At 75.1% G+C, this 26,460-nt stretch carries 26 protein-coding genes; 16 read left to right on the top strand and 10 right to left on the bottom strand.

Going from position 1 to position 26,460, the window contains the following annotated elements; genetic code table 11:
- Window positions 1-9: 9 nt before the first annotated feature.
- A complete protein-coding gene (gene fabG / locus ZF1_RS13940; RefSeq protein WP_482637464.1) occupies window positions 10-768 on the bottom strand; it encodes a 3-oxoacyl-ACP reductase FabG in 759 nt (252 codons plus the stop codon).
- Window positions 769-934: 166 nt separating this feature from the next.
- Between fabG and ZF1_RS13935 the strand changes: the two genes are divergently transcribed.
- The 3 genes from ZF1_RS13935 to ZF1_RS13925 all read left to right on the top strand — a co-directional run bounded on the left by ZF1_RS13935 (window position 935) and on the right by ZF1_RS13925 (window position 3,563).
- A complete protein-coding gene (locus tag ZF1_RS13935; RefSeq protein ID WP_100877803.1) occupies window positions 935-1,693 on the top strand; it encodes a class I SAM-dependent DNA methyltransferase in 759 nt (252 codons plus the stop codon).
- A 222-nt stretch (window positions 1,694-1,915) separates the two neighbouring features.
- Window positions 1,916-2,782 (top strand): iron-siderophore ABC transporter substrate-binding protein, encoded by an 867-nt coding sequence (locus tag ZF1_RS13930; protein ID WP_482638703.1) that lies wholly within the window; start codon window positions 1,916-1,918, stop codon window positions 2,780-2,782.
- Between the two features lie 19 nt (window positions 2,783-2,801).
- Window positions 2,802-3,563: an SDR family NAD(P)-dependent oxidoreductase gene (locus tag ZF1_RS13925; RefSeq protein ID WP_226365196.1), complete on the top strand. Its 762-nt coding sequence runs from the start codon at window positions 2,802-2,804 to the stop codon at window positions 3,561-3,563.
- Between the two features lie 15 nt (window positions 3,564-3,578).
- Here the strand turns inward: ZF1_RS13925 and ZF1_RS13920 are convergent, their stop codons facing one another.
- From ZF1_RS13920 to ZF1_RS13900, 5 genes are all read right to left on the bottom strand, one after another.
- Window positions 3,579-4,631, bottom strand: coding sequence for an ABC transporter substrate-binding protein (locus ZF1_RS13920; protein WP_482637463.1), 1,053 nt, complete (start codon window positions 4,629-4,631; stop codon window positions 3,579-3,581).
- A complete protein-coding gene (locus ZF1_RS13915) occupies window positions 4,628-5,395 on the bottom strand; it encodes an ABC transporter ATP-binding protein (protein WP_251782709.1) in 768 nt (255 codons plus the stop codon). Before ZF1_RS13915 ends, ZF1_RS13920 begins: the two co-directional genes overlap by 4 nt.
- Window positions 5,392-6,420, bottom strand: a complete 1,029-nt coding sequence (locus tag ZF1_RS13910) for a FecCD family ABC transporter permease (RefSeq protein ID WP_476654774.1) — start codon at window positions 6,418-6,420, stop codon at window positions 5,392-5,394. Before ZF1_RS13910 ends, ZF1_RS13915 begins: the two co-directional genes overlap by 4 nt.
- Window positions 6,421-6,466: 46 nt before the next feature.
- The gene (locus ZF1_RS13905; protein WP_482637462.1) at window positions 6,467-7,501 is read right to left on the bottom strand and encodes a cytochrome P450; all 1,035 of its coding nucleotides are present in this window, start codon (window positions 7,499-7,501) and stop codon (window positions 6,467-6,469) included.
- A gap of 110 nt (window positions 7,502-7,611) precedes the next feature.
- Window positions 7,612-9,201 carry a Na+/H+ antiporter gene (locus ZF1_RS13900; protein ID WP_482638702.1) on the bottom strand — a complete coding sequence of 530 codons (1,590 nt, stop codon included), beginning with the start codon at window positions 9,199-9,201 and terminating at the stop codon, window positions 7,612-7,614.
- A gap of 105 nt (window positions 9,202-9,306) precedes the next feature.
- On the opposite strand from ZF1_RS13900, the gene ZF1_RS13895 reads away from it, so the two are divergent.
- The 4 genes from ZF1_RS13895 (at window position 9,307) to ZF1_RS13880 (ending at window position 12,198) form a co-directional block, all read left to right on the top strand.
- Window positions 9,307-9,840, top strand: a complete 534-nt coding sequence (locus ZF1_RS13895) for a YbhB/YbcL family Raf kinase inhibitor-like protein (RefSeq protein WP_062394868.1) — start codon at window positions 9,307-9,309, stop codon at window positions 9,838-9,840.
- Window positions 9,841-9,851: 11 nt separating this feature from the next.
- Window positions 9,852-10,829: a hypothetical protein gene (locus ZF1_RS13890; RefSeq protein WP_482637461.1), complete on the top strand. Its 978-nt coding sequence runs from the start codon at window positions 9,852-9,854 to the stop codon at window positions 10,827-10,829.
- Between the two features lie 78 nt (window positions 10,830-10,907).
- Window positions 10,908-11,375: a nitroreductase/quinone reductase family protein gene (locus ZF1_RS13885; protein WP_405417185.1), complete on the top strand. Its 468-nt coding sequence runs from the start codon at window positions 10,908-10,910 to the stop codon at window positions 11,373-11,375.
- A gap of 40 nt (window positions 11,376-11,415) precedes the next feature.
- Window positions 11,416-12,198: an LLM class flavin-dependent oxidoreductase gene (locus ZF1_RS13880; RefSeq protein WP_208824044.1), complete on the top strand. Its 783-nt coding sequence runs from the start codon at window positions 11,416-11,418 to the stop codon at window positions 12,196-12,198.
- Here the strand turns inward: ZF1_RS13880 and ZF1_RS13875 are convergent.
- Window positions 12,182-13,879 carry a class I adenylate-forming enzyme family protein gene (locus ZF1_RS13875; protein ID WP_482637460.1) on the bottom strand — a complete coding sequence of 566 codons (1,698 nt, stop codon included), beginning with the start codon at window positions 13,877-13,879 and terminating at the stop codon, window positions 12,182-12,184. The genes ZF1_RS13880 and ZF1_RS13875 overlap by 17 nt on opposite strands.
- A gap of 144 nt (window positions 13,880-14,023) precedes the next feature.
- On the opposite strand from ZF1_RS13875, the gene ZF1_RS13870 reads away from it, so the two are divergent.
- Window positions 14,024-15,103: an AbrB family transcriptional regulator gene (locus ZF1_RS13870; RefSeq protein ID WP_405417189.1), complete on the top strand. Its 1,080-nt coding sequence runs from the start codon at window positions 14,024-14,026 to the stop codon at window positions 15,101-15,103.
- A 7-nt stretch (window positions 15,104-15,110) separates the two neighbouring features.
- On the opposite strand, the gene ZF1_RS13865 is transcribed toward ZF1_RS13870, so the two are convergent.
- Window positions 15,111-15,992, bottom strand: coding sequence for an ABC transporter substrate-binding protein (locus ZF1_RS13865; protein WP_482637459.1), 882 nt, complete (start codon window positions 15,990-15,992; stop codon window positions 15,111-15,113).
- 54 nt (window positions 15,993-16,046) lie between these two features.
- Between ZF1_RS13865 and pgm the strand changes: the two genes are divergently transcribed.
- The 3 genes from pgm (at window position 16,047) to ZF1_RS13850 (ending at window position 19,276) form a co-directional block, all read left to right on the top strand.
- Window positions 16,047-17,702, top strand: coding sequence for a phosphoglucomutase (alpha-D-glucose-1,6-bisphosphate-dependent) (pgm, locus tag ZF1_RS13860; RefSeq protein WP_405417191.1), 1,656 nt, complete (start codon window positions 16,047-16,049; stop codon window positions 17,700-17,702).
- Window positions 17,699-18,448 (top strand): polyphosphate--glucose phosphotransferase, encoded by a 750-nt coding sequence (ppgK, locus tag ZF1_RS13855; protein ID WP_179759904.1) that lies wholly within the window; start codon window positions 17,699-17,701, stop codon window positions 18,446-18,448. Before pgm ends, ppgK begins: the two co-directional genes overlap by 4 nt.
- A 204-nt stretch (window positions 18,449-18,652) precedes the next feature.
- Window positions 18,653-19,276 (top strand): TetR/AcrR family transcriptional regulator, encoded by a 624-nt coding sequence (locus tag ZF1_RS13850; RefSeq protein WP_482637458.1) that lies wholly within the window; start codon window positions 18,653-18,655, stop codon window positions 19,274-19,276.
- A gap of 12 nt (window positions 19,277-19,288) precedes the next feature.
- Here the strand turns inward: ZF1_RS13850 and ZF1_RS13845 are convergent, their stop codons facing one another.
- The gene (locus ZF1_RS13845) at window positions 19,289-19,834 is read right to left on the bottom strand and encodes a dihydrofolate reductase family protein (RefSeq protein WP_482637457.1); all 546 of its coding nucleotides are present in this window, start codon (window positions 19,832-19,834) and stop codon (window positions 19,289-19,291) included.
- Between the two features lie 80 nt (window positions 19,835-19,914).
- Window positions 19,915-21,396: a mannitol dehydrogenase family protein gene (locus ZF1_RS13840; RefSeq protein WP_482637456.1), complete on the bottom strand. Its 1,482-nt coding sequence runs from the start codon at window positions 21,394-21,396 to the stop codon at window positions 19,915-19,917.
- A 207-nt stretch (window positions 21,397-21,603) separates the two neighbouring features.
- Here ZF1_RS13840 and ZF1_RS13835 point away from each other — a divergent pair, with 207 nt between their 5' ends.
- Genes ZF1_RS13835 through ZF1_RS13815 form a run of 5 tightly spaced genes read left to right on the top strand, consistent with a single transcriptional unit; the run spans window position 21,604 to window position 26,460 of the window.
- On the top strand, window positions 21,604-22,521 hold the full coding sequence (locus ZF1_RS13835) for a TetR/AcrR family transcriptional regulator (protein WP_251782727.1): 918 nt from the start codon (window positions 21,604-21,606) through the stop codon (window positions 22,519-22,521).
- Window positions 22,518-23,411: a beta-keto acid cleavage family enzyme gene (locus tag ZF1_RS13830; RefSeq protein ID WP_482637455.1), complete on the top strand. Its 894-nt coding sequence runs from the start codon at window positions 22,518-22,520 to the stop codon at window positions 23,409-23,411. Before ZF1_RS13835 ends, ZF1_RS13830 begins: the two co-directional genes overlap by 4 nt.
- Window positions 23,404-24,381, top strand: a complete 978-nt coding sequence (locus ZF1_RS13825; protein ID WP_482637454.1) for a 3-hydroxyacyl-CoA dehydrogenase NAD-binding domain-containing protein — start codon at window positions 23,404-23,406, stop codon at window positions 24,379-24,381. The genes ZF1_RS13830 and ZF1_RS13825 overlap by 8 nt, the downstream gene beginning before the upstream one ends.
- Window positions 24,374-24,847, top strand: coding sequence for a thioesterase family protein (locus tag ZF1_RS13820; protein WP_482637453.1), 474 nt, complete (start codon window positions 24,374-24,376; stop codon window positions 24,845-24,847). Before ZF1_RS13825 ends, ZF1_RS13820 begins: the two co-directional genes overlap by 8 nt.
- A 56-nt stretch (window positions 24,848-24,903) precedes the next feature.
- On the top strand, window positions 24,904-26,460 hold the full coding sequence (locus ZF1_RS13815) for an ABC transporter substrate-binding protein (RefSeq protein WP_482637452.1): 1,557 nt from the start codon (window positions 24,904-24,906) through the stop codon (window positions 26,458-26,460).

Here is a 26,460-nt window from a genome sequence, read left to right as displayed (position 1 = left end):
GTGGGTGGGTCAGGCCTTCGGGCCACCGGCCACGTAGATGACCTGGCCGCTGACGAACGACGAGCGCTCGTCGACGAAGAACGACACGGTCTGGGCGATGTCCTCGGGCGCGCCGGGGCGCTGCACCGGGATCTCCTTGGCCCGGGCGGCCTTGAACTCCTCCCAGTCCACGCCGATCCGCTCGGCGGTCGCCTTGGTCATCTCCGAGGCGATGAAGCCGGGGGCGATGCAGTTCGCGGTGACGCCGAACTTGCCGAGCTCGATCGCGAGGGTCTTGGTGAAGCCCTGCATGCCGGCCTTCGCCGCGGAGTAGTTCGCCTGGCCGCGGTTGCCCAGCGCCGAGGTCGAGGAGAGGTTCACGACCCGGCCCCAGGCGGCGTCGACCATGTGCTTCTGCACCGCGCGGGTCATCAGGAACGCACCGCGCAGGTGCACGCCCATGACCGCGTCCCAGTCGTCGACGGTCATCTTGAACAGCAGGTTGTCCTTGGTGATACCGGCGTTGTTGATCAGCACCGTCGGGGCGCCGAGGCGCTCGGTGACCGCGGCGACGGCCGCGGCGACGGCCTGCTCGTCGGCGACGTCCGCACCGAACGCGGCCGCGGTCCCGCCGGCGGACTCGATGGCCTCGACGGTGGCCTTCGCGGCCGACTCCTCCAAGTCCAGCACCGCGACCTTGTGCCCGTCGGCGGCGAGCCGGATCGCGGTGGCGGCCCCGATGCCGCGCGCCCCACCGGTCACGACGGCGGTCCTCTGCTGCTGGGTCATGTCTCTCCTCGCTGATCGACGGTGATCTCCGGGTGTCTCCCGCCGCCGATCGTGTCACCACCTACCGCAGAGTCACATCGCGGCCCGTGCGACATCGCTCACCCCCGTTCGGAGGCGCCGGGTGCACTAGCGTCGAGGTGTCCGTTCCCGACCAGGAAGGATTTTCATGGCCGTCGAGCGTTCCGAACCGACCTACCGGCTTGCTCTGCCGGAACCCACGACCTCGTTCGAGCAGGACGCGGAGTACTGCGTGCTGGACCTCGGACACGGGTGGACCGAGTACCGCTTCCACGACTACGACGAACTCTTCAAGATCCCGGGCCTCTACGAGAAGCTGTTCTACGACATCCTGCAGTGCCAGTCCCCGGCCGTGGTGGCCGGTGCGCTGGCCGAGCAGCTCGACGCCGTCGGCGTCGACCCGTCCGGGCTGCGGGTCCTCGACGTCGGCGCCGGCAACGGCATCGTCGCCGAGGAGCTGCGTGCCCGCGGCGTCGGCAAGGTGGTGGGGATCGACATCCTCCCCGAGGCCCGCGAGGCCGCCGAGCGGGACCGCCCGGGGGTCTACGACGACTACCACGTCGTGGACCTCACCGACCTGGACGAGGAGACCACCGAGACCATCGCCGCGGGCGGTTTCGACGCCCTGACCTGCGTCGCCGCGCTCGGCTTCGGCGACATCCCGCCCGCGGCGTTCCGCGCCGCGTTCGACATGGTCGCGGTCGACGGCTTCGTCGCGATCACCCTGCGGGACGACTTCCTGAGCGACGGCGACACCTCCGGGTTCGCCGGTCTCATCTCCTCGATGCTGGCGTCCGGCGAGCTCGAGGAGCTCGGGTCGACCGTCTACCGGCACCGGCTCGCGACCAGTCGCGACCCGCTGCTCTACCGGGCCGTCGTGGCCCGCAAGCGCCGCCCGCGCGGCTGAGCCCGCGCGTTCGCACCGGTCCGCGACGCGTCGGCCGGTGCGAACGCGCCGCGGCGGGATCTTCCGGACATTTCGGGTTAGGTTAGCCTCGGTTATTGTCCCGATGTGCATCGACGACTGATCCTCCTGCTGGCCCTCGTGGGCCTGCTCACCGCCTGTACGTCCGGCGGTCCCGGCCCGACGGACGCCCCGTCCACCGCCGACGGCGCGTTCCCCGTCCGCATCGACCACGCCTTCGGCGCCGCGGAGATCCCCGCCCGCCCACAGCGGGTCATCGCCCTCGGCGTCACCGACGCCGACCCCGTCCTCGCCCTGGGAACGACCCCGGTCGCGGTCGCCTCCTACACCTTCTACCAGGAGACCGGCGGGCTGGGTCCGTGGGCCCGCGGGCTCGTGCAGGGTGAGGCACCGCAGGTGCTCACCGAGCCCGAGCCGAATCTGGAACGGATCGCCGCGCTGCGCCCGGACGTGATCATCGCGCTGTCCTCGGGCATCGACCGGGCCGCCTACGACCGGCTGACCGCGATCGCGCCGGTCGTCGCCCGTCCCGCGGGCTCCATCGCGTTCGGGGTGAGCCGCACCGACCAGATGCGCGCCGTCGCGACCGCGCTGGGTGAGACCGCTCGCGGCGAGGAGCTGGTCCGGACCGCCGACGCCGCGTTCGCCGACGCCGTCACCGCGCACCCGCAGTTCCGCGGGAAGGTCGGGGCGACGGTGCTGCCCTTCGACGGCATGTACGGCGCCTTCACCGCCGCCGACGCCCGCGGCCAGTTCATGACCGGTCTCGGCTTCGCGCAGCCACCGGCCATCGCCGAGCGCGACGATCGGCAGAGCTTCTACGTCGAGGTCTCCTCCGAGCAGGCCGGCCTGCTCGACGGCGACGTCCTGGTGATGCTGGCCGACGAGGGCGCCGCGAAGCAGCAGGTCTACTCCGACCCGGTCCTGCGCCAGGTCCCGGTCGTGGCCCGCGGCGACATGATCGTCCCCGACGCCGACACCCGCGGCGCGATGACCTACAACTCCGTCCTGTCCGCGCCGTTCGCCCTGGAGCGGCTCGTCCCGCAGCTCGCGGAGAAGCTCGGCGGCTGATCCGGGTTAGGGTCGCCGGGTGAGCGTGATCGAGCGATTCCGACTGGACGGCAGGGTCGCCGTCGTCACCGGCGCCTCCTCCGGCCTGGGCGTGGCCTTCGCCAAGGGCCTCGCCGAGGCCGGCGCTGACCTCGTGCTGGGGGCGCGGCGGGCCGAGAAGCTGGCTGACACCGTGGCGCTGGTCGAGGCGGCCGGGCGGCGGGCGGTGGCCGTCGCCACCGACGTGGCGGAGCCGGAGGACTGCCGGGCCCTGGCGCAGGCCGCCGTCGACGAGTTCGGCCGGCTCGACGTGCTGGTCAACAACGCCGGCGTCGGCACCGCGGTGCCCGCCCTGAAGGAGACCCCGGAGCAGTTCACCAGCGTCGTCGACGTGAACCTCAACGGCTCCTACTGGATGGCGCAGGCCTGCGCCGCCCACATGGCGCCCGGGTCGAGCATCGTCAACATCTCCTCGATCCTCGGGCTCACCACCGCGTCGCTGCCGCAGGCGGCCTACTCCGCGTCCAAGGCGGCGATCGTCGGCCTGACCCGGGACCTGGCCCAGCAGTGGACCGGCCGCCGGGGCATCCGGGTCAACGCGGTCGCGCCCGGGTTCTTCGCCTCCGAGATGACCGACCAGTACCAGGACGGCTACCTGGAGCGGATGACCGAGCGGATCCCGATGGGCCGCAAGGGCGACCCGGAGGAGCTGACGGCGGCCGTGCTGTTCCTCGCCTCCGACGCCGGTGGCTACGTCACCGGCCAGACCTGGGCCGTCGACGGCGGCATCACGATCACCTGACCGGCCGGTCCGCGCTCAGTTGCGGGGCACGTCGTCGGACTCCGGGGTCAGGCCGGAGGCGGGCACCAGGTTCCAGCGCTCCAGCGCCGCCCGGACCTGCTCGGCGGCGTCGACGTTGAGCGGGCCCGAGGTCCACAGGGCGTAGGGCAGGTTCAGGAACCGGTTCTCCCTCACCGCGGGCAGGTCGCGGGTGTCGGGACGGCTCTTGAGGACCGCGACCTTCTCGGCGAAGGTCTGCGGCGGGTAGTCGACGAACAGGAACGCGGCGGGCTGCGCCGTCGCGACCCGCTCCCACGAGACCCTGGTCCAGGTGTCGTCGACGTCGGAGAGCGCGTTGCGTGCCCCGGCCGCCTCCATGATCGCCTGCGGGGCGCCGAACCGGCCGCTGGAGAAGGGCGTGTCGGTGCCGCTGTCGAACAGGAACACCGTCGGCGGTGTCGCGGCCTCCGGCGCCTTCCCCAGCGCGTCGAGCCGGGTGTCGAGGTCGGCGACGACACGGTCGGCGTCGGCGGTGTGCCCGGTGATGGTGCCGAGGTTGTGCAGGTCGTCGCGCAGCGCCGTCCAGGGGTCGACGATGCCGCGGGCGCTCTGCCCGTCGGCCTGGCGGCAGGACTCGGTCAGCACGTACGGGGCGATGCCCTGCTCCCGCAGCCGGGCCGGGGTGAGGTTCTTCTCCTCGCCGTAGCCGTAGTTCCAGCCGGCGACCATCACGTCGGGGTCGCGGGCCAGGACGGTCTCCAGCGTCGGGTACTCCGGCGCGGCCTGCGCCAGGCCGTCGACGGCGGCACCGTGGTGGCGGCGCAGCGTGTCGGCGTCGCGCTGCATGCTCGACACCGCGGTGACCCGGTCCTGGGCGCCGAGCGCCAGGACCATCGAGATCATGTTGCCGTCGTTGACGAACAGGCGCTGCGCCGGCGCCGGGAACTGCGCGGGGGCACCGCAGTTCTGCACGGTGACCGTGCCGGCGGGGTCACCGGCTGCGGCGGGTGCCGGGGCGGGCGCCGAGCAGGCGGCGAGGGCGACCACCCCCGCGGCGAGGACGGCGGACAGGCGTAGCGGACGGGTCACGAGCTCTCCCTGAGCGAGTCGAACACGAGGCGGGACCGCCCGGTCACCGGATGCGTGACACGGGCGGCGGCGACCCCGAAGACCCGAGAGACGGTGTCGGGGTCGAGGTCGGACACGGCCGGGAGGGCCCGGCCGTCGTGCAGGACGACGAGGCGGTCGCACCAGCGGTCGGCCAGGTCGAGGTCGTGCAGGCTCACCACCACGGTCCGGCGCAGCGACCGGACCAGCTCCAGCAGGCCCAGTGCGTGCCGGACGTCGAGGTGGTTGGTGGGCTCGTCGAGCAGCAGGACACCGGCGTCCTGGGCGAGGCCGCGGGCGAGCAGCACCCGGCGCCGCTCACCGCCGGAGAGCCGGTCGACCGGGCGGTCGGCGAGCCCGTCGAGCTCGACCGCGGCCAGCGCCGCGGTGACCGCGGCCCGCTCGACCGCGTCGCCGCCCGCCCACGGCGGCCGGTGCGGCACCAGACCGAGCGCGACGACCTCCCCGGCGCACAGGTCGGGCGGCAGGTCCTCCTCCTGGCCGACGAACGCGATCCGCCGGGCCCGCTGCCGGGCCCGCAGCGCGGTCAGCGGGGTGCCGTCGAGCAGTACGCGCCCCGCGGCGGGCCCGCGGATCCCCGCGAGGGCGCGCAGCAGGGTGGACTTGCCGCTGCCGTTGGGCCCGACGACGCCGAGCACCTCCCCCGGCTCGACGGCGAGGTCGATCCCGGTCAGGACGGTGCGGCCGCCCAGCACGCAGGTGAGCCCCTCGGCACGCAGGCTCACGCCAGGCTCCCGGCGGTCCGGTAGCGGCGGCGGCCCATCAGGATCAGGAACACCGGGGCGCCGATCAGCCCGGTGACCACGCTCAGCGGCATCTCGGTGGGCCGCACCGCGATCCGGGCGGCGACGTCGACGACGAGCAGGAACAGCGCGCCGCCCAGCGCGGTCACCGGCAGCAGCACCCGGTGCCGGGACCCGACGAGCAGCCGGGCCAGGTGCGGCACGACCAGGCCGACGAAGCCGATCGCCCCGGACACCGCGACGAGCACGCCGACCGCGACCGCGCACACGGTGAACAGCGCGGTCCGGGCGGCGGTCACCGGCACGCCGAGTGCGGCCGCGGTGTCGGGCCCGGCGGTGAGCGCGTCGAGCCAGCCGCTGAACGCCACGAGCAGCACCAGCAGGAGCGCCACGGTCACCGCCGGCACCGCGACCCGGTCCCACTGCGCCCCGGACAGGCTCCCCAGCAGCCAGAACAGCACGGACTGGGCGGCGGCCGGGTCACCGGAACGGAACACCAGGTAGCTCGCCGTCGCCGAGAACGCCGAGCCGAGCACGGTGCCGGTGAGGATCAGCCGGATCGGGGTGAGCCCGCCCTGGGCGACGGCGATCGCCCCGACCAGTGCCCCGGCCGCGAGGGCCCCGAGGAGCGCGCCGGTGAACAGCGCCCAGGTGCCGAGCGCACCCAGCACCCCGGTGGTGATGACGGCCGTGGCGCCGACGCTCGCGCCGGAGGACACCCCGAGCAGGTAGGGGTCGGCGAGCGGGTTGCGCACGAGGGTCTGCACCCCGGCGCCGGCGAGCGCGAGGCCCGCGCCGACGATCGCGGCGAGCAGCGAGCGCGGCATCCGCAGGTCCCGGACGATCGTCGAGACGGGGCCGGGCCGGTCGTGCAGCACCGCGTCGACGACCTTCGCGACGGGGAGGACCTCGGCGCCGAACGCGAGCGAGCCCACGAGCGCGACCGCCAGCAGTACGGCGAGTGCCGCGGTCACGGTCGCGGACCGCACCGCCCGTCGCTCGAACATTTGCACAGTTCATCATGTGATGGCTGGAGAGGGGATGCGGGAAGGATCACCGCGCGGGATGCAGCCGTACCGGTAACGCGGCGAGCCGCGCCCCGACCGGTCCGCCGGGGTGCACCTCGACGAGCCCGCTCACCGGGCCGGCGGGACGGGCGTCGGGGAACCTGTCCCGCAGCACCTCCAGCACGGCGCGGAGCTCGAGGCGGGCCAGGTGCGCACCGGCGCAGAAGTGCGGGCCGTGCCCGAAGGTCAGCGGGTGCCCGACGGCCGGGCGGGCGTCGATCCCCCGGATGTCGACCAGCACCGGTGCCCCGGCGGGCAGCGGCTCTCCGCCGAGGTCGGTGTCGGTCCGGGCGAAGCGCCACAGCGAGAACGGGGCGGGCGGGTGGACCCGCAGCACCTCGGCGACCAGCGCGTCGAGCTCCTCGGCGGTGCGGTCGGCGAGCCCGGAGTCCAGGGCGTGGGCGACGACGTACCCGAGCGCGGCGTCGGTGGTGAGCTGCCCGGCGAACACCAGCCCGAAGACGAGGTAGCCGACCTGGGCGTCGGTGAGGTCGGGCAGGCCGGCACGCAGTCCGGCCGCGACGCCGTCGCCGGTCCCGTCGGTGACCGCGGCCGTGCCGATCGCCTGCAGCCGTCCGAACGCCGCTCCCGCCACCGCCGGGTCGGAACTCCACATCGCCCGGCAGGCGGCGACGGCGTCGTCGAGGAGCCCGGGTGGGGCGCCCACGACCTCGAGCACGACGGCCAGCGGGTAGCGGGTGGTGAAGTCCTCGGTCAGGTCGACCTCACCGGGGCCGAGGCCCTCGAGGAGGGCGGAGGCGAGGGAGCGGGCGCGCCCGGCGTACCGGGCGAGCGCGCGGGCGGACAGCAGCGGTGCGTGCGCGCGACGCAGCCGGGCGTGCCCGGGACCGTCGGCGGTGGTGAGCGAGAGCCGCTCGGTGGCGGACGGTTCGAGGTCGGTGACGCCCGGAGGGGCGAGCGCGGGGTCCTTCGCGAACCGCGGGTCGGTGAGCACCCGCCGGGCGAGCGTTTCGTCGGTGACCACCCACACCGCGGCCCCGCCGGCCGGCGCCGTGCGCACGACCGGCCCTCCGGGAACCGTGGGATCGGGCTCGGACAGGGATCGGGTGCGGGCGCTGAACGGGCACGTCATGCGGTGAGCGTGACCGTCGACGCGGACACGTCCGGCCCTCAGTCGAGCAGCACCGTGCGCAGGTCGAGGCGGCGCAGCACCCGGTCGACGGCGTGCGGGTCGACACCGGGCTCACGCCGCGCGGCCAGTACCTCGGTCCGGGCGGCGGCCAGCGCCGAGGCCTGGGCCTCGGCGAAGGCGGTGCGGGCCTTCTTCACCGCCGCGATCCGGGACCGCTCCTCCTCCGAGGGCGTCTCCCCCGACAGCACCCGCTCCAGCCGCTCGACCCGCTCCCGCATCGCGGTGCCGACCTCCTCGGGCAGGCCCCGCACCGTGCGTTCGAACTCCAGGGTCGCGACGGCGGCGCGGCGCGCCCGCAGCACGATCTCGCGTTCGGCGCGCTCCTCGGCGTCGGCCTCGTCGTCGATGTCAAGGGCGCGGACCAGCATGCCGAGGGTGAAGCCGGGCACGAGCAGCGTCACGAACAGCACCGACACGGCGATGAGGACGAGCTGGTCGCGGGCGGGGAACGGCGCCCCGGACGCGGTCTGCACCGGCAGCGACAGCGCGAGGGCGAGCGTGGCGAGACCGCGCATGCCGCACCAGGACAGCAGCACCGCCTCGCGTCCGGTGAGCGGCGCGGCGCCGGCCGCGGCGGCGTCGTCGGCGCTGCGGGACAGCAGCCGCCAGGCGACGACCATCCACAGCACCCGCACCGCGACGACGACCACGCACACGACCGCCGCGTGCGCGAGCATCGCCGGCAGCTCGTCGCCCGCGGCGAGCACGACCTGGCGCAGGTCGAGCCCGATCAGGCCGAACGCGAGCCCGGTGACCAGCAGCTCGACGACGTTCCACAGCGAGGACTGGGTGAGCCGCTCGGCGGCCTCGTCGGCGTCGGCCCCGGCGCGCAGCTGCAGCGCGAGCACGACGACGGCGATCACCCCGGAGGCGCCGAGCTCGTCGGCGGCCAGGTAGGTGGCGAACGGCAGGACCAGGGTGAGCGCGCTGCGCCCGGTGGCGTCGGTGAGCCTGCCGAGCACCCGGCGCGCCAGCCAGGCCACACCCAGTCCGATGAGGACCGCGCCGGCGGCGCCGAGCACGAACCGCAGGCCCAGCCCGAGCGGGCTCAGCTCATCGCCGGAGCCGGTCGCCAGCACCGCGGCCTGGAACACGACCAGCGCGGTGGCGTCGTTGAACAGGCCCTCGCTCTGCAGCACCGCCACCACGCGGCGCGGGATCGGGACCTGCCCGGCGACGGCCTCGACGGCGACCGGGTCCGGTGGGGCGACCATCGCCCCGAGCGCGACGGCGGCGGTGAGCGCGAGCCCCGGCACGAGCAGCCAGACCGTCCCGGCGACCGCGGTGGCGGTGACCAGCACCAGGCCGACGGCGAGCAGCGCGATCGTCCGCCTGCGCGCCCGGAACAGCGCCCACGACGTGCGCTGCGCCGTGGCGAACAGCAGCGGCGGCAGGAACAGCGGCAGGATCAGCTCGGGGTCGATGACGAACGCGTCGGGCAGTCCGGGCAGCAGCGCGACGACCACGCCGAGGACCACCATCAGCGCGGGCCAGGGCAGCCGGAGCCGGTCCCCCACCCCCACCAGGACGACCGCGGCCACCATCAGCCCGACGAGCACGAGCAGCATCTCCACGGACCGACACCCTGCCCTCCCCGCCGCCGGACGGCAGCCGACGCGCCGTGCCAGGATCACGGCGAGACCCACCGCCACCGATCCGAGGAGGTCCGCCCCGTGCCCCGCAACCCCTACGACGAGCTGCCCCCGGTCCCGTCGTTCACCCTGACCAGCACCGACGTGAACGACGGCGCTGCGCTCGCCACCCCCCAGCTGTCCGGCATCTTCGGAGCGGGCGGCGAGGACGTCTCGCCGCAGCTGTCCTGGTCCGGCGCGCCGGAGGGGACGCAGTCCTACGCCGTCACCTGCTACGACCCGGACGCCCCGACCGTCGCCGGGTTCTGGCACTGGGCGGTGTTCGACGTGCCGGCCTCGGTGACCTCGCTGCCGTCGGGCGCCGGTGACGACACCGGGTCCGGCCTCCCCGAGGGCGCGGTCCAGCTGCCCAACGACGCGAGCCTGGCCCGCTACCTGGGCGCCGCGCCGCCGCCCGGGCACGGCCCGCACCGGTACTACTTCGTGGTGCACGCGGTCGACGTGCCCACGCTGGACGTGCCCGCCACCGCGACGCCCACGTTCCTGGCGTTCACCCTGTTCAGCCACACCGTCGGCCGCGCCGTCCTGGTCGGGACGCACGCGAACCTGAGCTGAGGCACGCCGGCGTGGACACGGACGCGGAGCTGGACCGGCTGTACCGGGTCCCGCCGGAGGACTTCGTCGCCGCACGCGACGACGCCGCCGCCCGTGCCCGCGCCGACGCGGACACCGACGCGGCCCGGGAGATCGCCGCCGCCCGGCGGCCGACCCGGGCCGCGTGGCTGGCGAACCTGCTGGTCGACGACGCCCGCGACGAGGTCGAGGGGCTCCTGGCCCTGGCCCCGGTGCTGGCCCACGCCCAGCGCTCCCTCGACGGCATGGCCCTGCGGGAGGTGTCCGCGCAGCGCAACCGGCTGGTCGGGGCGCTGGCCCGCCGGGCCGCGGCCCTCGGCCGCGCCGCGGGGGCCCGGGTGGGCTCCGGTGTGGAGCGCGACGTGCGGTGGGTGCTGGAGTCGGCGCTGGCCGACCCGGACCTGGCCGACCGGGTCCGGTCGGGGCGGCTGGAGCGCTACGAGCGGCACAGCGGCTTCGGGCCGCTCGGGGAGGCGGGGTCCGCGGCTGCGGGCTCCACGGCGGACGCGGACGCTCCGCGGGGCGACCGGTCCCCGCAACCGGAGCGGGGCGGCCGGAGCCGGGACGGCGACGGGGAGCTCGCCGGGCGACGGCGCGACGCCCGCCGGCGGGAGGCCGAGCACCGCGCCGCGCAGGAGCGGGAGCGACGCGAGGCCGAACGGCGTGCGCAGGCGCTCGCCGAGGCCGAGAAGGCCGTCGAGACCGCCCGGCTGGCCGCCCACGACGCCGGCCGCGAACGCGACGACGCCCGCGACCGCGCCGACCGGGCCGACGGGCGTCGCGACGACGCGCACCGCCGGGTGGACGAGCTGACCGCCGAGCTGGACCGCGCCCACTCCGCCGCCGAGGACGCCGACCGTGCCCGCGACGAGGCCGGCCGCGCCGCCCGGGACGCCGCGGGGCGGGCCGAGCGGGCCGAGGAGGACCTGGCCCGGGCCGAGGAGGCGCTGGACGGGCTGCGGTCGGACTGAGTCCCCTCCGCTCCGACACCCCGCGCCCGCCCGCCGGCCCGTGGCATCCTGACCCGGATCCGAGAACGAGGAGCCCCCGTGTCCGACGATCCCCGCCGTCACATCCGTGCCCCGCAGCAGATCAAGCACCTGAACGACGACCTGCTCGCCCGGCGCGACCGTGGCGAGCTGCCGTTCGAGCTGCCCGTCCTGACCGTCCCCGGCCGGCGCAGCGGCACACCCCGGCACACGCCGCTGACGGTGTACGCGACCGGCGGGCAGCGGTTCGTCGTCGGCGGGTTCCCGGGCGCGGACTGGATCGTCAACGTCCGGGCCGCGGGCGGGCGGGCCACGCTGAGCACGGGACCCGACGCCGACCCGGAGTCCGTCGTGCTGGTGGAGGTGCCGCCGGAGCAGGCGCGCCCGGTGCTGGAGGCGTGGCCGCAGGTCACCCCGGAGGGCGTCGGGATCATGGTCGAGAACGGGGTCGTCGCCGAGCCGACGCCCGCGGCGCTGGGCGCCCTGACCGGCATCTGCCCGGTGTTCCGCATCGACCCGGCCCGGTAGCCGTACGACGCCGGCGGCCGCGCGTGGCACGGTGACCGCCATGGACATCGGCATCGTCTTCCGGCCCGAGCTGCCCCCCGAGGAGCTGCCGGGCGTGGCCCGTGACGTCGAGGCCGCGGGGCTGGACCAGCTGTGGCTGTGGGAGGACTGCTTCCTGCACGGCGGGACCGCCACCGCGGCCGTCGCGCTGGCCCGCACCGACGCCCTGACCGTCGGGGTCGGGCTGTTCCCGGTGCCGCTGCGGAACCCGGCGGTCGTCGCCATGGAGACCGCCTCGCTCGCCCGGCTGTTCCCGGGCCGCTACCTGCCGGTCCTCGGGCACGGCGTGCTCGACTGGATGGGCCAGGTCGGCAACCGGGTCGCCTCGCCGCTGACCCTGCTGGCCGAGCACACGACCGCGGTCCGGGACCTGCTCGCCGGTCGCGAGGTCACCCGCTCCGGGCGCTACGTCTCCCTGGACCGGGTCCGGCTCGACCACCCGCCCACGACCGTCCCACCGGTGCTGGTCGGCGGGCGCGGGCCACGCACCCTGCGGCTGGCCGGGGACCTCGCCGACGGGGTCCTGCTCGACTCGGGCCTGACCCCCGCCGACGTCCGGTCCTCGCTCGACGCGTGCGGCCCGGGCGGCGCCGCGGACGGGTTCCGGCGCATCGGCTACGTCGCGCTGCCGGAGCACCGGGCCGAGGTGGAGGCGGTCGTCCGGAGCCACGCCGCGGCCGGGCCGGACACCGTCGTCCTGGTCCCGCCGGCCGGCGCCCCGGACCCGCGTCCCTGGCTGGAGGCCGTGGCCGCGGCCCGCAGGACGCTCACGCCGGAGCGGTGAACCCCGAGCGCAGCTCCCGCTTGCGGACCTTCCCGGTCGCCGTCCTGGGCAGCGGCTCGTCGGTCCACCGCACGTGCGCGGGCGCGGCGAACTCCCCCACCCGCGCGGCGACGGCGGCGCGGACGGCGTCGTCGTCGCGGGCCGCTCCGGGGCGGGCGCGGACCAGTGCGGCGACCTCCTCGCCCAGGCGGGGGTGCGGCACGCCGAGCACCGCCACCTCCAGCACCCCGTCGACGGTGTGGATCGCCGCCTCCACCTGCGCGGAGTACACGTTCTCCCCACCGCGCAGCACGACATCCTTCAACCGGTCCACGACGTACACCCAGCCGTCGGTCACGTGCCCCAGGTCGCCGGTGCGGAACCAGCCGTCGACGAACGCCTCGGCGTCGGCGTCGGGCCGCTTCCAGTAGCCGCGAACCACGTTCGGGCCGCGGAACCACAGCTCGCCGACCTCGCCGTCGCGCAGCGCCTCCCCGTCCGGGCCGGCGACCCGCAGCCGGGCCCCCGGCGCGGGCCGGCCGACCGAGTCGGGACGGGCCCGGTACTCGGACCCGGTGTTCGCGCAGATCGCCGAGGTCGTCTCGGTCAGGCCGTAGCCGTTCGCGGCCCCGGCGCCGAGGTCGCGCCCGATCCGCGCGACGAGCTCGGGCGGCACGGGTGCCCCGCCCATCCCGACCGTCCGCAACGACGCGAGGTCGGCGGGGTCGGCGCCGTCGAGCAGCTCCGCCGTCGTCGACGGGACACCGTTGGAGCGGGTCAGCCGCTCGGACCGGACGACGGCCCGCGCCGCGGCCGGGTCCCAGCGGTGCAGGGTCGCGAGCTTCGCCCCGCCGAGCACGGCGCCGACGAGTCCGTTGATGCCGGCGATGTGGAACATCGGGTACATCAGCAGCGTCCCCTGCTGCCCCGGCGGCGGTTCCACCCCGGAGTCGAGCGCGGTGGCGCGGGCCTGCAGCGCGACGTTGAGCAGGTTCGTCACGTGGTTGCGGTGGGTGCCGACCGCGCCCTTCGGTCGGCCGGTGGTGCCGGAGGTGTAGAGGATCGTCGCGTCGTCGTCCGGGCCGGGCGCGGTGACCCCGACCGGGTCACCGGGGCCGTCGGTGCGCAGCCCGAGGTCCCCCCACCCGGTCACCGGACCGGGCGCGGGCGCGCCGCCCCCGCGGACCCGGACGACCGGCACCCCGGTGCCGCTCCCACCGCACAGGGCGGCGCACCGTTCCGGGTCGGCCACGACCAGCCCGGCACCGGAGTCGGCCACCGCCCACGCCAGCTCGGGTGCGCTCCACCAGGCGTTCAGCGGTACGACGACCAGCCCCGCGACCTGCGCGGCGAAGAAGACGACCGGCCACTCCGGCAGGTTCCGCATCGCGATCGCGACCCGGTCGCCGGGGCGTAGCCCGAACCGTCCGGTGAGCACGCGGGCCAGGTCGGCGACCAGGCTCCGGTGCTCGCCGTAGGTGCGACGCTCGCCGTGGTGGACGGTGAACGTGCGCTCCGGCCACGCCGCCGTCGCCGCCCACAGCTCGGCCAGGGTGTGCGGGCCACGCCGGTAGACCCGCATCGCGGCGCCACGTACGTCGGCGTTGACCAGCTCGAACTCCCCACCGGGCGCGGTCAGCGCGGCGATCACCGGGCCGAGCCCGGTGGTCGCGGCGGTGTCGTCTCTCGGGGTGTCTCGCATCGGCGCACCTCCTCGTGCCCGTCCGTCCTACCCCGGCGGCCGCTCCGGCGGAAGCCGTGATCGTTCGCTCTCGACAACGATCGTGTCCCGACTCACCGCGCACCAGTACGCCTGTCCCATTTAGGCTCGGGTCGTGATCACACGGTGAGCCCCCGCCCGTCGCTGTCCGGATGGTGGCGCTGGCCGCTGCTCGCCGCGCTGACCGTGCTCGTGACCGCCGGGCTCGCCGCGGTCGACGTGCCCTCCCCCGCCCTGTTCGCCGGGCTGTTGGTCGCGACCGTCCTCGCCCTGACCGGGCTCGGCCCCGCCCGGGTCGCCCGCCCGGCGACGTCGGGTGCGCAGGCGGTCATCGGGGTCGTCATCGGCCTGCTCGCCCGCCCGGAGACCCTGGCCGCGGTGGCAGCCGAGTGGCTGCCGGTCCTGCTCATCAGCCTCGCGACGCTGCTGGTCAGCATGGGGTCCGGCCTGCTCATGGGTCTGCAGCGCGGGGTCACCCCGCTCACCGGGATGCTCGCGCAGACCGCGGGCGGCGCGTCCGGGCTGGTCGCGATCAGCCGCGAGCTGGGCGGCGACGAGCGCACCGTCGCCGTCATCCAGTACCTGCGGGTCGGGCTGGTCACCGCGACGATGCCGGTGGTCGCCGCGGTCGTCTACGGCGCCTCCCCCGGCGCGCCTGCCGCCGCGGTCACCGGCCCCGGCGCGCCGTGGTGGGTCGGGCTCGCGGTGACCGCGCTGTGCGTGGGCGCCGGTGTGCCGCTCGGGAAGCTCGCGCGGGTCCCCGCCGGGGCGCTGCTCGGGCCGATGGTGGTGGCGCTGGTCATCAGCCTGGCCGGGGTCTCCTTCGCCGCGTCGGTGCCGCTGCCGCTCGTCGACGTCGCCTACGCCGTCATCGGCTGGCAGGCCGGGCTGCGCTTCACCCGGACCGCGCTCGGCACCGTCGCGCGGGTGCTGCCGCTGGCGACCGCGCTGATCCTCGGCGTCGTCGCGCTCTGCGCCGGACTGGGGCTGCTGCTGTCGTACTTCACCGGCATGACCCCGCTGGAGGGCTACCTCGCGACCACCCCGGGCGGGGTCTACGCGGTGCTGGCCACGGCGATCTCCTCCGGCGTGGACGTCACCTCGGTGGTCGCGGTGCAGGTGCTGCGGGTGATCCTGATGCTGCTGGTCGCGCCGTGGATCGCGCGGCTGGTCGGCCGGCGGCTCGGCCCGGGCGGCGCGGCCTGAGCCCCGCTCAGCGGACCCGCGCGACCCTCCCCGGCGGCGGCGCCGGGACCGCACCGGGGTGCAGCAGGCCGGCGATCGCCTCGACCCCGTCGACCAGTCGCGGACCGGCCCGCACCACGAACGACGCCGAGTCGATCGCGTGCACCGGGACCCCGGCGGGCAGCCACGGCAGCGCCGCGCGGGCCTGGGCGAGCGCGTCGTCGAGGCCGAAGCCGCACGGCGCGACCAGCACGGCGTCGCACGGGGGCAGGTCGGCCGGGTCGACGGCGGTGCTGCGCCCGCCCGGGGCGGCCGCCACCGGGACGCCACCGGCCGCGGTGACCAGGTCGGGCACCCAGTGCCCGGGCAGGAACGGCGGGTCGGTCCACTCCAGCACCAGCACCCGCGGCGCCGGGCGGCCCCGCACGGCGGCGGCGACGGCGTCGAGGCGCGCCGACAGGCCCGCGACCAGCGCGGCGGCGCGGTCCGGCACCCCGGCCGCGGCGCCGACCGCGGTCACCGTGTCGAGCACGTCGGCCAGCCGGTGCGGGTCCAGCGACAGCACCCGGGCCCGGGTCCCCAGCTCCTCCTGCACCTGCGCGACGGTCGAGCCGGGCAGCGCGCACACCGCGCACAGGTCCTGGGTGAGGATCAGCTCCGGGTCGGCGGCGCCGAGCCGGGCGCGGTGGACCTCGTACAGCGGCAGCCCGGCCGCGGCCCGCTCGCGGACGACGGCGTCGATCTCCCCCGGCGACGCGGCGGGCGGCAGCGCGGAGTCGACGACCACCGGCACCCGGTCCCGGACGCCCACCGGGTCGTCGCACTCGAAGGTGACGCCGACCAGGTCGGCGGCCAGGCCGAGCCGCCCGGCGATCTCGGTCCCGGCCGGGAGCAACGACGCGATCCGCACACCGCCCGACGGTAGGCGGTGGCGTGGGCCGCGGCGAGGAGGAAGGATCGCGGCATGACCGTGCACGAGCGCGCCGGGACCCAGGCCCGCCCCGAGGACCTCGTCGACGTCGACGCGCTGCTGGCCGCGTACGCCGCGACCCACCCCGACCCGTCGGTCGACGTGCAACGGGTCGCGTTCGGCACGTCCGGGCACCGCGGGTCGGCGTTCACCGCGACCTTCAACGAGGACCACATCGCCGCCACCAGCCAGGCGATCGTCGAGTACCGGGCCGCGCAGGGCACCGACGGCCCGCTGTTCCTCGGGCGCGACAGCCACGCGCTGTCCGAGCCGGCCTGGCGCACCGCGGCCGAGGTGTTCGCCGCCAACGGCGTCGACGTCGTCGTCGACTCCCGGGACGGGCTGACCCCGACCCCGGCGATCTCGCACGCGATCCTCGTGACCAACGCCGGGCGCGACGTCCGGCACCTCGCCGACGGCGTGGTCGTCACCCCGTCGCACAACCCGCCCGCCGACGGCGGCTTCAAGTACAACCCGCCGGACGGCGGCCCCGCCGGCACCGAGGCGACGTCCTGGATCGCCGACCGGGCCAACCAGCTGCTCGAGAGCGGTCTGAAGGAGGTGCGCCGCGCCCGGTTCGACGCCGCCGCCGCGCACCGCTACGACTACCTCGGCACCTACGTCGACCAGCTCGACCAGGTGCTCGACATGGCCGCGGTCCGCGACGCCGGCGTCACCATCGGCGCGGACCCGCTCGGCGGTGCCTCGGTCGACTACTGGGGCGTGATCGCGCAGCGCTGGGGCCTGGACCTGACCGTGGTGAACCCCGACGTCGACCCGGCCTTCGGGTTCATGACCCTGGACTGGGACGGGAAGATCCGGATGGACTGCAGCTCGCCGTACGCGATGGCGTCGCTGCGGGCCCGGATGGAGGCCGACCCGGCTCCCTTCACCATCGCCACCGGCAACGACGCCGACGCCGACCGGCACGGCATCGTCACCGCCGACGGCGGCCTGATGAACCCGAACCACTACCTCGCCGTCGCGATCGGCTACCTGTTCGCCCACCGCCCCGGCTGGCCCGCGGCCGCCGGGATCGGCAAGACCGCGGTCAGCTCGTCGATGATCGACCGGGTCGCCGGTGACCTCGGCCGCAGGCTGGTCGAGGTGCCCGTCGGGTTCAAGTGGTTCGTTCCCGGCCTGCGCTCGGGGGAGATCGGCTTCGGCGGCGAGGAGAGCGCGGGCGCGTCCTTCCTGCGCCGCGACGGCTCGCCCTGGAGCACCGACAAGGACGGCCTGCTGCTCGCCCTGCTGGCCTCGGAGATCACCGCGGTCACCGGGTCGACCCCCAGCGAGCACTACGCCCGGCTCACCGAGCGGTTCGGCGCCCCCGCCTACGCCCGCACCGACGTCGCCTGTTCCCGGGAGGACAAGGCGGCGCTGTCGAAGCTGGACGCCGACGCCGTCACCGCCACCGAGCTCGCCGGGGACGCGATCACCGCGAAGCTCACCCGCGCCCCGGGCAACGACGCCGCGATCGGCGGGCTGAAGGTCGTCACCGACGCCGGGTGGTTCGCCGCCCGCCCGTCGGGCACCGAGGACGTGTACAAGGTCTACGCCGAGAGCTTCCGCGGGCCGGAGCACCTGACGCGCGTCCAGGACGAGGCGCGCGGCGTGGTCGCGGCGGCCCTGGAAGGATCGGGAGCGTGAGCAGCACGCACGCACTCGGGTTCGGTATCGACATCGGCGGCTCCGGCATCAAGGGCGCCCCGGTGGACCTGCACAAGGGCCGGCTGGCCGCGGACCGGGTGCGGATCCCGACGCCGCAGCCGTCCACCCCGGAGGCGGTCGCCGAGACCGTCACGCAGATCCTCGACGAGTTCGACTGGCGGGACTCCTTCGGCTGCACGTTCCCGGCCGTCGTCCAGCACGGCGTGACCCGCACCGCGGCCAACGTGGACCGGGCCTGGATCGACTGCGACGCCGCCGCGGTCCTGCGCCGGGTCACCGGCCGGGACGCGCTGCTGGTCAACGACGCCGACGCCGCCGGCGTCGCCGAGGCCGAGTTCGGCGCGGCCGCCGACCACCATCACGGGCTCGTGCTCGTCGTGACCCTCGGGACCGGCATCGGGTCGGCGCTGGTCAACCACGGGAAGCTGGTGCCCAACACCGAGTTCGGGCACCTGGAGATCGACGGGTTCGACGCCGAGTCACGCGCCGCGGACTCCGCCCGCGAGCGCGAGGACCTGGACTGGGAGGAGTGGGGCGGGCGGCTGCAGCGCTACTTCACCCACGTCGAGAACCTGCTGTGGCCGGACCTGATCGTGGTCGGCGGCGGGGTGAGCAAGAAGTTCGAGAAGTGGTCGCCCTACGTGCGGACCCGCACCGAGCTCGTCCCGGCCGGGCTGCTCAACGAGGCCGGGATCATCGGGGCAGCGCTGCTGGCGCACGGCTGACCGGGTCCCCCGGCGCCGGCGCGGCGGCCGCTCCGGTTCCCGCGCCTTCTCCTGTGACACGCGTCCTCCGTCCGGGTTTGCGTCATGCAATAGTTTGCGGTGCTCACGAATGTACGAGCACACTGCAGTGACTGCACGACTGCACTCCCCGCACGTTTCGAGGGTGCGAGCCGCGCCGGGACCAGCGGGAGAGGTGGGACGGGCATGATCGGCGAGATGCTGAGCGACCAGGAGGCGCGCTGCCACGGGCTGCGGGAGCGCAAGAAGGTGCGGACCCGCCAGGCGTTGCGCGCCGCGGCCCTGGAACGCGCGCGCACCCAGGGCCCGGACGCGTTCACCGTCGAGGAGATCTGCGTCGACGTCGACGTCGCGCCGCGCACGTTCTTCAACCACTTCCCGTCGAAGGACGCGGTGCTCTTCGACTGGGACACCGCCTCCCTCGACGAGCTCGCCGCCGAGGTCCGCGCCCGGACCGAGACCTCCCCGCTCGAGGCGGCGACGGCGGTGCTCGCCGAGGTCACCGTGGCGCTGACGACCAGTCCGACCTGGCACGGGCAGATGGAGCTGCTGCGCACCCACCCCGAGCTGCACCCGCGGATCGCCCACGTCGGCCGGACCGTGGAGCAGACCGTCGCGCAGGCGCTCGCCGGACGCGACGGCGCCGACACCCCCGCGACGGCCCACCGGCTCGCCGCGGCCGCTGCGATGGCGGTGATGCAGGTCGCCGTCGCCGGCTGGCTGGCCGACCCGGCGGGCCCGCCGGCCCGCCGGGTCTACGGCGACGTGCTGGCGGCCGCCCGGGAGGCCTTCGCGGCACTGCCGGACTGAGCGCGCCCGGACTCAGGTGAGCGGCGGACCGTAGGTCAGCCGGACCACGCCGTTCTCGTAGGCCTCGGACTCGCGCAGCCGCAACGGCACCCGCGCGCCCTCGGCGAACAGTCGCAGCCCGGCCCCCAGCGACACCGGGTAGACGAACAGGTTGAGCGTGTCGACCAGGCCGTCGGAGAGCAGCGCACGGACCAGGGTGACGCTGCCGGAGACGTAGATGCCGCCGTCGGTCGCGTCCTTGAGCTGCCGGATCCGCGCCGGGTCGTACGGGCCGAGCACCCGGGAGTTCTCCCACTCCAGCGGATCGGCCAGGGTGGAGGTGACGACGTGCTTGGGCGCGCCGTTGAAGAACGCGCCCCCGGACTCGACGTCGTGCCCGCGGGCCGACCAGGCCGGGTGGAACATCTCGTAGGTGTTCCGGCCGAGCAGGATCGCCGCGTCGGTCAGCCGGCCGATCGCCTCCCCCATCGCGTCGGTGAAGCCGTACTCCGCGGTCCAGGACGGGTCGGAGACGACCCCGTCGAGGCTGATGAACTCGTGCACGTCGATCGTGCCCACTGTGGTCTCCCGGGGTAGAGGCGAGGGGTCGTCGGCTACGACCGCAGACGTGTGGGGGACTCATCGGTTCCCCCTGCCGGTCACGCGAGGTCGGCGACGGTCGCCGCGGCGCCGCGGGACCACAGCGACTCCAGCGCCGAGCGGAACGCACCGGCGAACCGCTCGTCGGAGCCGAGGTCGCCGAACACCCCGCGGTGGGACAGGAACGACCCCGGGGTGTCCCGCTCGGCACGCGCGAGCGCGGTCATCTCCTCGGCCAGGCGGTCCTGCTGGGTGATCTCCCGCCCCTGCTCGTCGGCGCCCTCGGCGTAGCGGCACCATCCGGCGACGACGGCCGCGGCCCGCTCGACCGGCCCGCCCGCGGCGAGCTGCTCGCGCACCACCGGCAGCAGGAAGATCGAGATCCGGTCGGAGCTGCCGTAGTTGATCCGCATCAGGGTGTCGGCGACGCCCGGGTTCGCGAAGCGTTCCAGCAGGGTGTCCTTGTAGGCGTCGAGGTCGATGCCGGGCACCGGGCGCAGCGTCGGCGTGGCCTCGTCGTCCATGTAGCCGCGCAGGAACGACGCGAACGTCGGGTCCTGGGCGACCTCGTGCACGTAGCGGTGCCCAGCGAGGTAGCCGAGGTAGCCCAGCGCCTGGTGGGTGGCGTTCAGCAGGCGCAGCTTCATGAACTCGTAGGGGACGACGTCGTCGACGACCTGGACCCCGACCCGCTCGAACTCCGGGCGGCCCGCGGCGAAGTGGTCCTCGAGCACCCACTGGGTGAACGGCTCGCACACGACCGGCCAGCCGTCGCGCAGCCCGAACCGCTCCGCGAGGGCCTCGCGGTCGGTGTCGGCGGTGGCCGGGGTGATCCGGTCGACCATCGAGTTCGGGAAGGTGATCGACTCCGCGACCCAGGCGCCCAGGTCGGCGTCGCGGAGCTGGGCGACGCCGGTGAACACCCGGCGGGCGACGTCGCCGTTGCCCTGCATGTTGTCGCAGCTCATGACCGTGAGCGGGCCGGTGCCGCGCTCCCGGCGGCGCGCCAGCGCCTCGACGACCAGCCCGAACGCCCCGGTCGGGGCGGAGCCGGCCGCCATCGCGTCGAGGTCGGCGCGGATGCCGGGGAAGTCCGGGGCGAACTCGCCGGTCTTCTGGTCGATCGCGTAGCCGCCCTCGGTGATCGTCAGCGAGACGATCCGGGTGTCGGGGTGCGCGATCCGCTCGATGACGGCCTCGGGGTCGTCGGGGGCGTAGAGGTAGTCGACGAGCGACCCGACGACCCGGGGCGTCAGCGTCCCGTCGGCCTCCTTCAGCACGAGGGTGTACAGCCCGTCCTGGGCCGCGAGCACGTCGCGCATCCGGTCGTCGGCGGCGAGCACCCCGACCCCGCAGATCCCCCACTCCGGCGCCCCGCCGGACGCGAGCAGCGCGTCGACGTACATCGCGAGGTGCGCGCGGTGGAAACCGCCGACGCCGATGTGGACGATCCCGCGGCCCACGGCGCCCCGGTCGTAGCCGGGGGCCTCCACGCCCTCGATCCCGTCGGTCCAGATCCCGGTCTCGTCCAGCGAACGCATGGTCCCCCTCGCCACGTCCCCCGGCGCCCCACGGCGCCGTCGGGTGAGAGGCCGACCCTACCGCCCACGGTGTCCGACGCAAGCGCTTCCGCGAGCGGTTGCCGCGAACTGGTCGACGAACCGGAAACATCCGCGAAACACGTCGTGCGCAGGAACGATCCGAGTCGATGCTTGCGCTAATCGCAAGTCCCGTCCTAGGGTCGGCCGGTGACCGACCCCCGTGCCCCCCGGGCCGCCGACGACGCGGTGGCCGGGCGGGTGCGCGCCCTGCTGGAGCGCGACGGATGGACCCAGCGCCGGTTCGCGGCCGCGGTCGGGCTCGAGGAGACCAAGCTGTCGAAGTCGCTCGCCGGGCGCCGCCGCTTCGCCGCCGACGAGCTCGTCCGCATCGCCGACGTCACCGGCGAGACCGTGGCCCGCCTGCTGCACGGCCGCGACGGAGCGCGCGCCCGGACCGCGGTCCCCACCGGGGCCGCCGCCGCGGCCGCCGAGCCCGACCCCGGCCGCGAGCCCGGCGGGACCCACGGCACCCGCGGCCGGATCCTCGACGCGGCGTGGGAACTGATCGCCGACCACGGTTACCACCGGGTCCGCACCGCCGACGTCGCGCGGGCGGCGGGCACCAGCCCGGCGGCGATCCACTACCACTTCCCCACCCGCTCGGAGCTGCTCGACTCCGCGCTGCGGCACAACGTGCGCCTCGCCTTCGACCGCCAGGTCGCCGAGCTCGACACGATCGCCGACCCGCACGACCGGCTGCTGCGGCTGATCGACCTGCAGCTCCCCGACGGCGCGCTACTGGAGCGCGAGTGGTCGATCTGGATCCAGGTGTGGGCGGAGTCGGCGATCGACCCGGCCCGGCGCGAGCTGTACTGGGACGCCTACGACCGCTGGTTCCGCACCGTCGCCATGACCCTCGCCGAGGGCGCCGCCACCGGGGTCTTCGTCCCCGACGCCGGTGACGCCGCCCGCCGGCTCACCGCGCTGGTCGACGGCCTGGGCATCCAGGTCATGGCGCGTACCCCCGGCACCTCCGTCGCGCAGATGCGCGCGGACCTCGCCGCCTTCATCGACCGGGCCGTGCTCGCGGCACCGGCACGCACGGATCGAACGGAGAACGGATGAACCGTGACGTCATCATCACCTGCGCGGTGACCGGGGCCGGGGACACGGTGGGCCGCAGCCCGCACGTGCCCGTCACCCCGGCACAGATCGCCGCGGACGCGATCGCCGCGGCCCGGGCCGGCGCCGCCGTGGTGCACATCCACGTGCGCGACCCGGAGACCGGCAGCCCGTCGCGGGCGGTGGAGCTCTACCGCGAGACCGTGACCCTGATCCGGGACTCGGGCGTCGACGTCGTGCTCAACCTGACCGCGGGCATGGGCGGCGACCTGGTGATCGACGCCGAGGACCCGCTGAAGCCGATCGACGGCACCGACCTGGTCAACGCCCTGGAGCGGCTCCCGCACGTCGAGGAGCTGCTGCCCGACATCTGCACGCTGGACTGCGGCTCGCTCAACTTCGGCGAGGGCAACCAGCTCTACGTCTCCACCCCGGACATGCTGCGCACCGGCGCCAAGCGGGTCCAGGAGCTCGGTGTGAAGCCCGAGCTGGAGATCTTCGACACCGGCCAGCTGTGGTTCGCCACCGTGCTGGTCGACGAGGGCCTCATCGACGCCCCGTCGCTGTTCCAGCTGTGCATGGGCATCCCCTACGGCGCCCCGGCCGACCCTGGTGTGCTGGCCGCGGAGGTGAACCTGCTGCCCGAGGGCGCCAACTTCGCCTCGTTCGCGATCGGGCGCGACCAGCTGCCGTGGGTGGCCCAGTCGGTGCTGGCCGGTGGGCACGCCCGCGTCGGGCTGGAGGACAACCTCTACCTCTCGCGCGGGGTGAAGGCGACCAACGAGCAGCTCACCGAGCGGGCGGTGGAGATCGTGCAGAACCTCGGCGCCTCGGTGGCGACGCCGGACCGCGCCCGCGAGATCCTCGGCCTGAAGGAGCGCACCGGTGCCTGAGCAGCGTCCCGTCACGGAGATCCGGACCGTCGCCTGCATCGGCGCCGGGGTGATCGGCGCCGGCTGGGCGGCGCACTTCCTGGCCCGCGGGCTGCGGGTCCGGGCCTGGGACCCCGCCCCGGACGCCGGGGAGAAGCTGCGCCGGGTGGTCGACGCCGCCTGGCCCGCGCTCACCGAGCTGGGCCTGGCCGAGGGCGCCGACCGGGACGCGCTGACGGTGCACCCGACCGCGGCCGAGGCCGTCGCGGGAGCGGACTTCGTGCAGGAGAGCGCCCCGGAGGACCTGGAGCTCAAGCGCGCCCTGCTGGCCGAGCTGGCCGACGCCGCCGTGGCGGCCGGGCCGGACGTGGTGGTGGCGTCGTCGACCTCGGGGTTCCCGATGACCGACATGGCGACCACCGCGGCCGAGCCGGGCCGGCTCGTCGTCGGGCACCCGTTCAACCCGCCGTACCTGATCCCGCTGGTCGAGGTCGTCGGCGGCGAGAAGACCGAGGCCTGGGCGGCGTCGCGGGCCGCGGACTTCTACCGGCACATCGGCAAGTCGGTGATCGAGATGGAGCGGGAGCTGCCCGGCTTCATCGCGAACCGGCTGCAGGAGGCGATCTGGCGCGAGGCGCTGCACATGGTCGCCGCGGGCGAGGCCACCCCGGAGGAGATCGACCGCTCGATCACCGACGGCCCGGGGCTGCGCTGGCCGGTGCACGGTCCCTGCCTGACCTTCCACCTGGCCGGTGGCCAGGGCGGGATGGCGCACATGCTGGACCACTTCGGACCGTCGCTGAAGGCACCGTGGACGCGTCTGGAGGCCCCGGAGCTGACCCGGGAGCTGCGCGACGACATGGTCGCCGGCGCCGAGGTCTCCGCCGGTGGGCGGCCGATGGCGGAGCTGGTCGCCGAGCGCGACCAGGCCGTCATCGCCGTCCGGCGTGCGGTCGCCGCGGCCCGCGCCGCCGGGGGCACCGGTGGATGAGCCGCTGCGGTACTCCGCCACCGTCCGTCCCGAGTGGATCGACTACAACGGGCACCTGTCCGAGCCGTACTACGTGCTGGTGTTCGGCGACGCGACGACCGCGCTGATGGACCGGGCCGGGATGGACCCCGGTTACCGCGAGGCCACCGGCCGTTCGCTGTACACCGTCGAGGCGCACGTCCGGTACCTGCGCGAGGTCGGTCCCGGCGCCGCGCTCGAGGTCCGCACCCGGGTCCTCGGCCGCGACGCCAAGCGGCTGCGCCTGTGGCACGAGCTGCACGTCGAGGGGCGTCTGCGGGCGACCGAGGAGCTGATGTGCCTGCACGTCGGCCCCGACGGGGCCGAGGCGTTCCCCGCCGACGTCGCCGCCGCCCTCGACGCGCTCCACGTGCCCGGCGAGCCCGAGCACGCGGGCCGGTCGATCGCGGCCGTCGGCCGGGGGGAGGTGCGGCGCCCCTCGACGTGATGTGCCCGAGACCGCGGCCCCGGCGTGACCGGGGCCCTCTGCGAGGAGACACGTTCATGATCAGCCCGACACCGGTACGCGGCGGGTTCTCCCGCCGCCGCCTGCTGGGCGGAGCGGCCGGCCTGGCCGCGGCGGCCGTCCTGACCGGCTGCGGCGGGCCGGCCACGGCCCGTGAGGCCGGAGCCCCCCGTCGCGGCGGCGTCCTGCGGGTGGGGGTGACCGGCGGCGGGTCGTCGGACACCCTCGACCCGCACAGCCCCGCCACCAACCCGGACATCGCCCGCGTCGTCAGCCTCTACGAGCCGCTGCTGCGGTGGGACGACGACTACACGCTCCAGCCCGCCGTCGCCGCGTCCGTCCGCCCCGACCCCGGCGCCCGCAGCTGGACGGCGGTCATCCGGCCCGGCATCACCTTCCACGACGGGCGTCCGGTGACCCCCGACGACGTCGTCGCGACCTTCCGGCGGATCACCGACCCGGCCGATCCCAAGTCCGGTGCCGCCCAGCTGGAGACCCTCGACGACGTCGTCGTCGCCGGTGACGACCGGGTCCGGTTCCTGCTCTCCGAGCCCGGGCCGGTGTTCGACCAGTACCTGGCCGAGTACAGCGTCGGGATCGTCCCCGCCGACTTCTCGCTCGACCGTCCCGTCGGCACCGGGGCCTTCCGCTACCAGTCCTTCTCCCCCGGCCAGCAGAGCGTGTTCGTGCGACATGACGGCTACTGGCGTCCCGACCAGCCCTGGGTCGACCGACTCGAGCTGATCAACTTCAGCGAGGAGGACGCCCGGATCAACGCGCTGCTGTCGGGCCAGGTCGACGCCATCGACCAGGTCCCGCTGTCGCTCACCGAGGTCGTCGGCGCCTACGACTCGATCTCCCTGCTCACCGCCGAGACCGGCAGCTGGCTGCCGTTCACGATACGGGTCGACGTCGAACCGTTCGACGACGTCCGGGTGCGTCAGGCGCTGCGCCTGGCCACCGGCCGCGGCGAGATGCTCAACCAGGTGCTGTCCGGCCAGGGGGCTCCCGCGGGCGACCTGTACGGCCGGTTCGACCCGGACTACCTCGACCCGCGCCGCGACCGGGACGTGGAACGGGCCCGCGACCTGCTCGCGGTGGCCGGGAAGCCGAACCTGTCGCTGGAGCTGGTCACCTCGCCGATCCAGGCGGGCTCGGTGGAGTCGGCGCAGGTGCTGGTCACCCAGGCCCGCGCGGCCGGCATCGACATCGGGTTGCGCCGGGTGGACACCTCCACCTTCTTCTCCGACCAGTACCTGCAGTGGGAGTTCGCGCAGAGCTTCTGGAACACCCGCAACTACCTGCCGCAGGCCGGGTCGTCGTCGCTCCCGGACTCGCCGTTCAACGAGACGCACTGGGACGACGCCGAGTACATCCGGATCGTCCGCCGGGCCCGCGCCGAGGTGGACACGGCCCGGCGCGGCGAGCTGGTCCGCCAGGCCCAGCGCATCGAGTACGACCGCGGCGGCTACCTCATCTGGGGCTTCCCGAACCGGGTGGACGCCCACCAGAGCTACGTCGGCGGGCTCACGCCCAGCCGCACCGGGCTGTCGCTGTCCGGCTACGAGTTCCGGAAGGCATGGGTCGGCGCATGA

This window comes from Pseudonocardia sp. ZF1 (assembly GCF_056835605.1).
The sequence above is the reverse complement of the archived record's forward strand: the minus strand, read 5'-3'. Positions and strand labels throughout refer to the sequence as shown.

Coding starts and splice junctions, on each gene's coding strand:
- fabG (WP_482637464.1), bottom strand. CDS start 768: ATGACCCAGCAGCAGAGGACCGCCGTCGTGACCGGTGGGGCGCGCGGC.
- ZF1_RS13935 (WP_100877803.1), top strand. CDS start 935: ATGGCCGTCGAGCGTTCCGAACCGACCTACCGGCTTGCTCTGCCGGAA.
- ZF1_RS13910 (WP_476654774.1), bottom strand. CDS start 6,420: ATGTTCGAGCGACGGGCGGTGCGGTCCGCGACCGTGACCGCGGCACTC.
- ZF1_RS13900 (WP_482638702.1), bottom strand. CDS start 9,201: ATGCTGCTCGTGCTCGTCGGGCTGATGGTGGCCGCGGTCGTCCTGGTG.
- ZF1_RS13880 (WP_208824044.1), top strand. CDS start 11,416: ATGGACATCGGCATCGTCTTCCGGCCCGAGCTGCCCCCCGAGGAGCTG.
- ZF1_RS13875 (WP_482637460.1), bottom strand. CDS start 13,879: ATGCGAGACACCCCGAGAGACGACACCGCCGCGACCACCGGGCTCGGC.
- pgm (WP_405417191.1), top strand. CDS start 16,047: ATGACCGTGCACGAGCGCGCCGGGACCCAGGCCCGCCCCGAGGACCTC.
- ZF1_RS13850 (WP_482637458.1), top strand. CDS start 18,653: ATGATCGGCGAGATGCTGAGCGACCAGGAGGCGCGCTGCCACGGGCTG.
- ZF1_RS13840 (WP_482637456.1), bottom strand. CDS start 21,396: ATGCGTTCGCTGGACGAGACCGGGATCTGGACCGACGGGATCGAGGGC.
- ZF1_RS13830 (WP_482637455.1), top strand. CDS start 22,518: ATGAACCGTGACGTCATCATCACCTGCGCGGTGACCGGGGCCGGGGAC.
- ZF1_RS13815 (WP_482637452.1), top strand. CDS start 24,904: ATGATCAGCCCGACACCGGTACGCGGCGGGTTCTCCCGCCGCCGCCTG.